Here is an 8,829-nt window from a genome sequence, read left to right as displayed (position 1 = left end):
GTACTGGTACTCAGCGCCAGGAGCTTCATTTTTCTATTCTCAGTACCGCTTAGACCTTAACCGAGAAGTATTGGAACAGCTTATTAATTAATAACTAAAATCCTGCGTCTCACTAATAGCTAATTCTCTTCGCTATCTTTGGGAGGTACGGGATCGTAACCCCCAGGATGAAAAGGATGACAGCGCAAAATTCGCTGCACTGCCACCCGGCCGCCGCGGGCCGCCCCAAATCTTTCTATGGCTTCGATCGCATATTGCGAACAAGTGGGCTGAAATCTACAGGCGTTAGGTAAATAAGGAGAAATACCCATTTTGTAGCCTCGAATTAATCCGATCAGCAATACTTTCACAATTTTTACCTCAGCGCTTGATTAGATTAATCGCAAAATCTTGTGCTGTCCACCTATTTTTATTGTTGCCTCTTGGATAGCTAAAAGACAATTTGAGGAGACAATATGGTACTTGTTTCGGAGTTTGCTACTTGACCGATACCTAAAAAATTACCATCTCGATCGTAAACTTGCAAGGGATAGGGAGATTCGGGTATTAAGTTTTCTGGGGGATTGTTGCTACTTTCCTCGGCTGCTATCGCCGTTTCGGGAATCGGGAGGCGCTGTCCTTGAAACCAGCGTTTGGTATATTCAGGAGAAAGGACGATCGCACCTAAGTGTCCCAAAACCGCGGATGGCAAAATCGGGCTGAATGTATTCTCCTTTAATTGTAGTTCTAATTCTTCAAAACTGAGACTTTTGTCGATCGAGAAACCACTGCTTTCGGTGCGAGTCAAACCAGCCAAAGTACCGCCTGTATTCAACAGTGCGCCCAAGTCTCGCGCGATCGCCCGAATGTAAGTACCGGCCCCACAGGCGATCGACAAATCCAATTCGGGAAAATCCCCCGGCCGCCAATCCAAGATATCCAGCCGAAACACCTCAACATTCCTAGCCGCAACTTCCACAGTTTCGCCTTTTCTGGCTAACTCATAAAGCCGTTTTCCTCCCACCTGAACCGCACTAAAACTAGGCGGAAATTGCTCGATTTTGCCGATAAAATTCGGCAGTGCAGCTTGCACTTGTTCTAAACTTAACTCCGGCACCGGTTGAGAATGCAGGATTTCTCCTTCTAAATCGTCCGTAGCGGTAGTCAAGCCAAACCGAATCGTACCTTGGTAAGCTTTGTGGTGTTGGAGGAATTGCAGCAGTCTGGTTGCTCTTCCCAGGGCGATCGGCAAAACGCCAGTCACAGCAGGATCGAGGGTTCCTCCGTGTCCGACTCGTTTGAGTTTCAATATTCGGCGCACTCGCCCCACGCAGTCGTGAGATGTCATGCCCGCAGGTTTGTTGAGATTGAGAAAACCGTCAATAGTCATTAGTTATTAGTCAGTAGTCATTAGTCAGTAGTCAGTAGTCATTAGTCAGTAGTCATTTTAGCCTGAGCGACTTGTGAGTCAGCGTAGCTGAAGCAAGCCGAAGGCTAGTCATTTTAGCCTGAGCGAAGCCGAAGGCTAGTCATCAGTCATTTTAGCCTGAGCGACTTGTGAGCCAGCAAGCCGAAGGCTAGTCATCAATCATTAGTCATCAATCATTAGTTATTAGTCATCAATCATTAGTTATTAGTCATCAATCATTAGTCAGAATGAAGTTCGGCAACTGATTTTTTAACACATTTAAGGGATAGATGGAAGAAGGTAGAAGGAATCTGAAAACTTTTGAGAGATCTTTGTTACTGACAACGCGCAAGCCTTGCCTGAGTTGAAAACTTCAACATTAAAAACTTAAGACTCAAAAGTACCCGCAAGCTTAATTCCCAATTACCGATTCCCAATTACCGATTCCCAATTAAAAAATAAAGTCTGTCCGAGAGATAGTAACTCCCAATACAGTAGCCAGAGTTTCCTTGGTACTTGTAAGCTGAACAATGGTACTCGGAACAGTTCCCGATCCAGCGGAAATATTGAGTTGGTCAAATGTGAGGCCGGCACTCAAGCGAATTTTATCCGTACCAACAGTAAAATCGGTAATCACATCGCTATCTGCCGATCGCCCGATCGAAAAAGTATCATTTCCAGCGCCACCAGTTAAAGTATCTCTGCCGCGATCGCCCGATAAACAATCATCGCCAGCACCGCCAAACAGCGAATCATCGCCAGCACCGCCAAAAAACGTATCATTACCCGCACCACCCAACAAAGTATCGCTGTCTTGGTTGCCAAACAGCAAATCATTGCCATCATCGCCGCTTACCGAGTCAGCACCTTTGCCGCCGTAGAAAGTATCGTCGCCCGCGCCGCCCAAAACGCTGTCGCGCCCTGCACCACCGAACAGCAAATCATTACCAACGTCGCCCAGTATTGAGTCGTCGCCGTCGCCACCGTAGAGGGAATCGTTTCCCCCCAAACCTAAAATGCTGTCAGGGCCTCCCAAACCGAAGATCAAGTCAGCGCCAGCAGTACCGCTGAGGGAGTCTGGGCCGCTGGTGCCATTGCGAGGGGTAGCAGAGCCTCCCGGCCTAGTACCCGCGCTGGTTGGGGTTGGGGTTGTGATGACGATCTTAATTGGTACTGATGATGGCATGGTTTTGAAGAGTGGTAGAAATTTGCCATTCTAACTTAGCCTAAAAGTGGGAGTTACAGAAAGTACCATGAACACCAGGTGTCTTCAGGCGAGGAAGCTGTCATTCAATTGACTGTCAACAGTTAACTGTTAACTGTTAACTGTCATTCAATTAACTGTCAACTGTCAACTGAAGATCGTATAGTTTGGCAGTTGGTTCAATACATAAGATTTAGATATAACCGTAAAAACATTCTTAAAGATTACAGTTATAGTTGAATTAAATATATGTTGCAAATAGCCTATAGCTTTTAACAAATAAATGAGAGGCAGGAAAGAATTATTCCTCACAAGCTTGACCGCTATTACTATGAGTTGGGGATCTGTCACCGTCATTCAGGGGATACCGGGGGCGATCGCCCAAACACAGTTTCCGATGAGACTGCAACACGGGGAAGGAACCTATACCCTTACGGTATCAGAAACGGAGACCACAAAATCTGCCTATGGGGGTCAGTTACGCCTCTATGACGTGCATATTGCTAAGATGTTTGAGGTGACATATGCTGATTGTCAGGAAATACCGGGCGCTGGCTTTAGAGATTGGGAGTACAGGGCAGGAAAAGGCAGAATTAGCATGGGGACATTCAGAATCACCTGTCAGTTGGCTAACGATATTGCGAACACTTACGGTTTAGGCAAACCTGAGCGTAGTGCGATCGAATATTCTCAGGAAGAAGCAGGGCGGCCAATATCCAGAACTCGTTCTATCCCAATTTTAGACATTACGGGCAATAAAGTCGATCGCTGGATGAATTTTGCACAGAGTTTTAGACCAAGATAAAAATAACTTCTAGGAGGCTATAAAAATGACAACTCTATCCAACGAACAAACAGCGATTATCCGTACAGAAAGAGGACTGTCGATCGCAGGTACGCGCATCACTATCTACGACATCATGGACTATGTGACGGCTCAATATCCGCCTAAGTTTATCAGGGGATTGTTCGATCTGACAGAGGAACAAATTAACGCGGCTTTAGCTTACATTGAAGAAAATCGCGATACTGTTGAAGCTGAGTATCAACTGGTTCTTAAGGAAGCTGAATAACTGCGACTGTACTACGAAGAAAAAAATCGCGATCTGATTGCTCGAATTGCCGCCCAGCCACCAAGACCCGGAACGGAAGCTGTATGGGAAAAGCTTCGAGCGGCCAAGGCAAAGTTGAAGTCTCAGCCATGAATTTTTTAGTCGATCATAATTTAAAGCGAATCGGAGTATGAAGGGCGAGAACTCTCTGGAACAAGTGATGCGCGAGGAAATTACTTCTACATCATTACCCGTGATTACTATTGGCGATGCTGACCGCTTGTTGAATGACTCTGAATATCGGCAGCGTTGTGCAATTCGTCTGGTTGAAATTGTACTCGATCTTAATATTTATATGGGTGTGAGTCGGCTTTTCATCCCATGAGGCGGGGTCGAGATTGTTCCAGAAGTGCGATCGCCATTCTATCATAACGTCATCAGCTAAAAATCCCAAAAGGAGATTGCTTTAATATGTTAACTAAATACATCCAAGCTGCCATGAAGCAAGCTAAGTATGAAATTTTCCCTGATGATGGGACTTTCTACGGAGAAATTCCTATCTGTGAGGGAGTCTATGCAAATGCTGTAACTCTCGAAGTTGCCCGTGAAGAGTTGCAAGAGGTATTGGAAGACTGGATCTTACTTAGTCTCACTCTGAATCTTTCTTTACCTGTCCTTGATAATATCGACCTTACAGTTACCAAGGAAGTTGCCTGATGCCTCCTTTAAAACCAATCAAGCGTCGAGACTTAATTTATTATTTGAAACAACTGGGATTTGACGGCCCCTATTAGGGAAAAAGGCATCAGTTTATGTTGAAAGATAGCCTGCGTGTCACCATCCCCAATCCTCATCCAGGCGATATCGGTACGAATTTTTTAGCGAAGATTTTGGGACAGGTTAAAGTTGAGATTAGTGATTGGGATAAGCTCTCAAGTTGAGAGGGTTTTGTCAATTATATTAAATAAAAGGTTCGCGGTTATTCTGCTACTGGGTTATGAGAGAGACGATCGCACTTCGGGGGGTTGCGATGAATCAGTAGTTATTCATCCCAAAGTATGATAGACTTAATGTATCAAAAAGTCCTTAAATACTACGAAATATATAGTGTTTGAAAAGTGATACTCATGTTAAAAAAAGTAAAAATCATTACTCTTTCAATTTTTATGGCGTTAGGAACAGCTACGCTAGGTTCTACTGCACCTCTCCCTAGTCCTAATAATCAAGGGGATTATACGGGCAGAGCTTATCATACTTATTGGGAAGTAGTAGATCCAGACCCAAATGGGCTAAATTGTCGCATGACAAATTCTTCTTTTGAAGAACTTCTGCGTGCTAACAACCGCACCCCATTTAACTTTTTTAATTGGTCTTTAGTTGGTGTCTTAAAACAGGGACAGCGTTTTGAAAGCTTTCCTAGTAATGCGGCTGGTACTTTCAACGATACCAGGGGTTTACCTTGGCTTTTTGTAGGAAAAAACTACGCTACTGGTGGGGTGCAACGTTGTTTCGTTCGTGCTAATAGTCAATTTGTCAAACCAGTATAATCGAGTAGTTCTTTTCCTGTTCGTGAAATTCTCTCACAAATTCAAGGTAAGACGAGAGTACCAATTTTTTTACCTAGTCAGCTTCCATTCTCACAAAAAATTTACTTGAAAAGCCGAGTAGAAACAAATAGCTATAGCGTTGAAATCAGCCACACACCTAATTGCAACAGTACAGCGTGCTTTATCGGGAGTATATCAGCAGAAAGAGGTGGAGAACCAGCCCAACCACCGCCTAGAGGATTTAGAAGTGAATTTAAAACCATTAAATTAGCTGACCGAACACAAGGAATTTTTTATAATGGCTGCGGTGCTTCCTGTACTGCCTTAGTGGAATGGCAGTATCAAGGCGTTTTGTACCAAGTAACCATGAAGAATGGACGAGAGGAAACGCTCGTTCAAATAGCCAATTCTGCTATTGAAGCCGGACCTCGTTAGTTAAATGTGGAGATAATAGTTAGGGAAATTATACTTGAAAATAGTAGTGCGATCGCGCGGTTTCCCTGTTTTGCAGATCGACGTTAGTTTTACCTAGTAGAGCGCGTCACCTGCTATAATCTATTTATTTGATAATTAATCTCAATTTAACGCACCCTACATCTAAGCCTTGTGATTAAAATATTTTTATTTATAGTTGTCATTGATTAATTTTTTATCAAAATCAGTAATATCAGAAATTGTTTCTAAAATTTCAATTCTAGCTTGTAACATTTTAATTGTTTTATCATTTTCTAAATTTATGGGCTTTCCAAAAAACCAAATAAATGCAGTGCTTATAGTAATAGAAATAAGCACTGCAAAAGGCAGGAAAAAACTATTTTCCGTAAGAGCTAAGATTGGCACACAAGCTAAGAGTGAAAAGATAGATAAAATCCAAATCCAAATAGTTGCTATTAGACGAATATCTTTTTTTTGTTCGCTAGAACCTAAGTGAACCATCAGATTTTATCCTTAATCTACTGTATTAGCTGAAGTTTTGCAGATCCTTCCTACTGAAAAAAATTAAATTTAGTGGGGAGGAATTTGTACATTTTGACTTTGAGGGGGATGCACCCATTCCCAAGCTTTATAAGCAACATAACCAACAACAGAAGCAGTTATTACAGGAACTGCTGCTGAAACCGCTAACCCAGCAACCATTCCACCACCTGCAATGCTACCAATTGCCGCTAAACCTGAAGTAACTCCAGCAGCTCCGAGTCCAGCAACAGAACCCGCAGTAGAAACGGCTGCAATTGTACTAGCGCTACCACCAATAGCTCCAACGATCACGCCTGCTACAAAAGCTTCAGCTTTGCCTGAATCAGATTGGTTAACAATTATAATAGTACCGTTATTTGTCTTGTCAATATTTGTACATTCCGTATGACCCAGTTTATCTGAATAACAGTTGCCGGTTTGATCGGCCCAAGCTGGGTTAGAGGGTATGGAAAACTGAGCAGTTATCAAGAATAGAGTCAGAGTCATAACTGCAACTAAACTATGCCAAAAGGAATTTAATTTCAAAATTAATTCGCTCCTATTTTTCAAATTTTGATTGCTTTGTTTCCTTAAATTGTATTTGGTAATCTTTATATATGGCAACTCAAAAAAGTCGGATTTAGCACCCAAACTTCTAACCACCCTGAACCAATTTAGTAGAGTTTGGTACAATCTAGTTGACAAAGTAGGATTTGGTAGAATATAGTACAGTAAACCTCCCTCAACCCTGACCCATGAATGTTGAAGATGTTGTGCAATGGGCTGATAACTTGATTTTCGATCGCACCGGAGCAAATCTCACATCCCTACAGGAAGCAATACTAACGGGTGTTTGGCAAAGACAAAAATATCCTCAAATCGCTAAAGAGTTTAATTGCAGTGAGTCTCACGTTAAAAAAGAAGCTGCTAAGTTATGGGAAAAGCTGGGTGAAGAATTAGGAAAAGACCTCAATAAATTTAATTTTCGTTCTAAGTTAGAGAAAAGGCATATAGTTTCTAACATTTCTCATTTGCATGACTCTTTATTCCAAATTGATAATGTTATTTGTGGTCAATTTATACAAAATATTAAAAATATAGAAACCCGATCGCCCTTTCCGCCAGATTCTCCCCAAAACAAAGCCCATACCCGCATAATCGACTTAACAGACGCGCCCGACATCCCTTACTACCACAACCGCACATCCGAACTCACCACCCTCAAACAATGGATATTAGAAGCCCACACCCGCTTAATCACCATATACGGCTTAAGTGAAATCGGCAAAAGCGCGATCGCCCTCCAACTCATCCAACAAACTCAAACCGAATTTGATTACATTATTTGGCGGAGTCTCAGCAACACTCCCACACTCTCAACCCTCCAAACCGAACTCAAGCAAGTTTTTTCACGATCGCAACCAACCCCATTACCAACAATCCTTGATTATTTTCGTTCCGATCGTTGCTTAGTAATACTTGATGATGTACATAATATATTTAGCAGCGGTCAATTAGCAGGGGAATATTTAGCAGAATATAAAGATTATGGCAAATTTTTCAAACAAATTGCCACATCATCTCACCAGAGTTGCTTAATCCTCCTAAGTTGGGAAAAACCCAGAGAAATCACAACTTTAGAAGGAGAAAACCGACCCACTCGTACCTTACACCTCAAAGGCTTAGGAGAACAAGCCGCAGAAATATTGGAAGAAAAAGGATTAACCCATGAGGAAAAATGGTCAGAATTAATCACCCTTTATCAAAGTCATCCTTCCTGGTTAAACATCATAGCTTCCACAATTGTAGAATTATTTGACGGGAATGTATCCCGGTTTTTAGCCGAAGGAAATGATATCTATTTAGGGGACATAGAACCGCTTTTAGAATCTCAACTAGAGCGTTTATCGGAATCAGAAAAAAAGGTTAGCCAATGGTTAGCAAGTCAAGATGGCGCGGTAGATATTTCCCAACCACCAGCCGATCGCGAATTATCCCACTCAGAATTTTGGCAAGCCATACAATCCTTGATCCGACGCGGTTTAGTCGAAAAAATGCAGGTGGAAGGGCGATCGCTCTTTCTGCTGAATCCGGTATTCAAAGCATACATTCAGTACAGGTGAAATCTTATATAATCTATGAGAGATTACATTTCTTACATTTAACGGATAGAAAGCAAATCTTATGAAAACCTTTACCGCTATTATCGAAAAAGATTCTGATACCAAGCTTTACGTTGGTTATATTCCTGGATTTCCTGGGGCGCATTCTCAGGGAGAAACCTTGGATGAGTTACACGAGAATCTGCGTGAGGTAATTGAGATGCTCCTAGAAGATGATACTCTCGTCATTAGCAGCAAAGGCAAAACGTGAGGCTAAAGCATGATTTTTTGATCGCACTTCTCAAATTTTACCTCAACGATCGCATAAAAGCATTCACCGCATCATATTGATCCGCCATTCGCGAATAAAACTCGATCGCAAGGACTTACCCATCAGACCAAAGAAACCGGGTTTTTTAGCTAATCTGTGGACGACAACGAATAATTTCGGAAAAAACCCGGTTTCTCATCACCCGCGCGTAAGTCATAATACAAACACATAATTTTTCCCAAACAAAAAGCGCCCCTATTTCTAGGAGCGCTTTTTGTCTATCTCAGGTTAAAAATTAACCGTTGATGG

General features: G+C 42.3%; 12 protein-coding genes. 7 read left to right on the top strand and 5 right to left on the bottom strand.

Annotated elements, in window-relative coordinates:
• Positions 1-119: 119 nt before the first annotated feature.
• The 3 genes from yidD to QUB66_RS29080 all read right to left on the bottom strand — a co-directional run bounded on the left by yidD (position 120) and on the right by QUB66_RS29080 (position 2,573).
• Complete coding sequence (gene yidD, locus QUB66_RS29090; protein WP_332970717.1) at positions 120-350, bottom strand: membrane protein insertion efficiency factor YidD; 231 nt, start codon at positions 348-350, stop codon at positions 120-122.
• 80 nt (positions 351-430) lie between these two features.
• The gene (truB, locus tag QUB66_RS29085) at positions 431-1,369 is read right to left on the bottom strand and encodes a tRNA pseudouridine(55) synthase TruB (RefSeq protein WP_265234909.1); all 939 of its coding nucleotides are present in this window, start codon (positions 1,367-1,369) and stop codon (positions 431-433) included.
• Between the two features lie 469 nt (positions 1,370-1,838).
• Complete coding sequence (locus tag QUB66_RS29080; protein WP_332970715.1) at positions 1,839-2,573, bottom strand: calcium-binding protein; 735 nt, start codon at positions 2,571-2,573, stop codon at positions 1,839-1,841.
• 349 nt (positions 2,574-2,922) lie between these two features.
• Here QUB66_RS29080 and QUB66_RS29075 point away from each other — a divergent pair, with 349 nt between their 5' ends.
• The 5 genes from QUB66_RS29075 to QUB66_RS29055 all read left to right on the top strand — a co-directional run bounded on the left by QUB66_RS29075 (position 2,923) and on the right by QUB66_RS29055 (position 5,190).
• Positions 2,923-3,396 (top strand): hypothetical protein, encoded by a 474-nt coding sequence (locus tag QUB66_RS29075; RefSeq protein WP_332970714.1) that lies wholly within the window; start codon positions 2,923-2,925, stop codon positions 3,394-3,396.
• A gap of 25 nt (positions 3,397-3,421) precedes the next feature.
• Positions 3,422-3,664 (top strand): DUF433 domain-containing protein, encoded by a 243-nt coding sequence (locus QUB66_RS29070; RefSeq protein ID WP_332970713.1) that lies wholly within the window; start codon positions 3,422-3,424, stop codon positions 3,662-3,664.
• A 169-nt stretch (positions 3,665-3,833) separates the two neighbouring features.
• Positions 3,834-4,028 carry a hypothetical protein gene (locus QUB66_RS29065; RefSeq protein ID WP_332970712.1) on the top strand — a complete coding sequence of 65 codons (195 nt, stop codon included), beginning with the start codon at positions 3,834-3,836 and terminating at the stop codon, positions 4,026-4,028.
• An 86-nt stretch (positions 4,029-4,114) separates the two neighbouring features.
• On the top strand, positions 4,115-4,360 hold the full coding sequence (locus tag QUB66_RS29060; RefSeq protein WP_332970710.1) for a type II toxin-antitoxin system HicB family antitoxin: 246 nt from the start codon (positions 4,115-4,117) through the stop codon (positions 4,358-4,360).
• A 410-nt stretch (positions 4,361-4,770) separates the two neighbouring features.
• The gene (locus QUB66_RS29055; protein ID WP_332970709.1) at positions 4,771-5,190 is read left to right on the top strand and encodes a hypothetical protein; all 420 of its coding nucleotides are present in this window, start codon (positions 4,771-4,773) and stop codon (positions 5,188-5,190) included.
• 621 nt (positions 5,191-5,811) lie between these two features.
• On the opposite strand, the gene QUB66_RS29050 is transcribed toward QUB66_RS29055, so the two are convergent.
• On the bottom strand, positions 5,812-6,126 hold the full coding sequence (locus QUB66_RS29050; protein WP_332970708.1) for a hypothetical protein: 315 nt from the start codon (positions 6,124-6,126) through the stop codon (positions 5,812-5,814).
• A 69-nt stretch (positions 6,127-6,195) separates the two neighbouring features.
• Entirely contained in the window at positions 6,196-6,798 is a 603-nt protein-coding gene (locus QUB66_RS29045) for a hypothetical protein (RefSeq protein ID WP_332970707.1), read from the bottom strand.
• Between the two features lie 104 nt (positions 6,799-6,902).
• Between QUB66_RS29045 and QUB66_RS29040 the strand changes: the two genes are divergently transcribed.
• A complete protein-coding gene (locus QUB66_RS29040; protein WP_332970706.1) occupies positions 6,903-8,270 on the top strand; it encodes an NB-ARC domain-containing protein in 1,368 nt (455 codons plus the stop codon).
• Positions 8,271-8,331: 61 nt separating this feature from the next.
• Positions 8,332-8,520, top strand: a complete 189-nt coding sequence (locus QUB66_RS29035) for a type II toxin-antitoxin system HicB family antitoxin (protein ID WP_265234902.1) — start codon at positions 8,332-8,334, stop codon at positions 8,518-8,520.
• Positions 8,521-8,829: the final 309 nt, after the last annotated feature.

Source organism: Microcoleus sp. A2-C3 (genome assembly GCF_036706065.1).
Taxonomy (GTDB): Bacteria; Cyanobacteriota; Cyanobacteriia; order Cyanobacteriales; family Microcoleaceae; genus Microcoleus.
This window is presented reverse-complemented; position numbering and strand designations above follow the sequence as displayed.

Coding starts and splice junctions, on each gene's coding strand:
- truB (WP_265234909.1), bottom strand. CDS start 1,369: ATGACTATTGACGGTTTTCTCAATCTCAACAAACCTGCGGGCATGACA.
- QUB66_RS29065 (WP_332970712.1), top strand. CDS start 3,834: ATGAAGGGCGAGAACTCTCTGGAACAAGTGATGCGCGAGGAAATTACT.
- QUB66_RS29070 (WP_332970713.1), top strand. CDS start 3,422: ATGACAACTCTATCCAACGAACAAACAGCGATTATCCGTACAGAAAGA.
- QUB66_RS29055 (WP_332970709.1), top strand. CDS start 4,771: ATGTTAAAAAAAGTAAAAATCATTACTCTTTCAATTTTTATGGCGTTA.
- QUB66_RS29050 (WP_332970708.1), bottom strand. CDS start 6,126: ATGGTTCACTTAGGTTCTAGCGAACAAAAAAAAGATATTCGTCTAATA.
- QUB66_RS29080 (WP_332970715.1), bottom strand. CDS start 2,573: ATGCCATCATCAGTACCAATTAAGATCGTCATCACAACCCCAACCCCA.
- QUB66_RS29040 (WP_332970706.1), top strand. CDS start 6,903: ATGAATGTTGAAGATGTTGTGCAATGGGCTGATAACTTGATTTTCGAT.
- QUB66_RS29075 (WP_332970714.1), top strand. CDS start 2,923: ATGAGTTGGGGATCTGTCACCGTCATTCAGGGGATACCGGGGGCGATC.
- QUB66_RS29060 (WP_332970710.1), top strand. CDS start 4,115: ATGTTAACTAAATACATCCAAGCTGCCATGAAGCAAGCTAAGTATGAA.
- QUB66_RS29035 (WP_265234902.1), top strand. CDS start 8,332: ATGAAAACCTTTACCGCTATTATCGAAAAAGATTCTGATACCAAGCTT.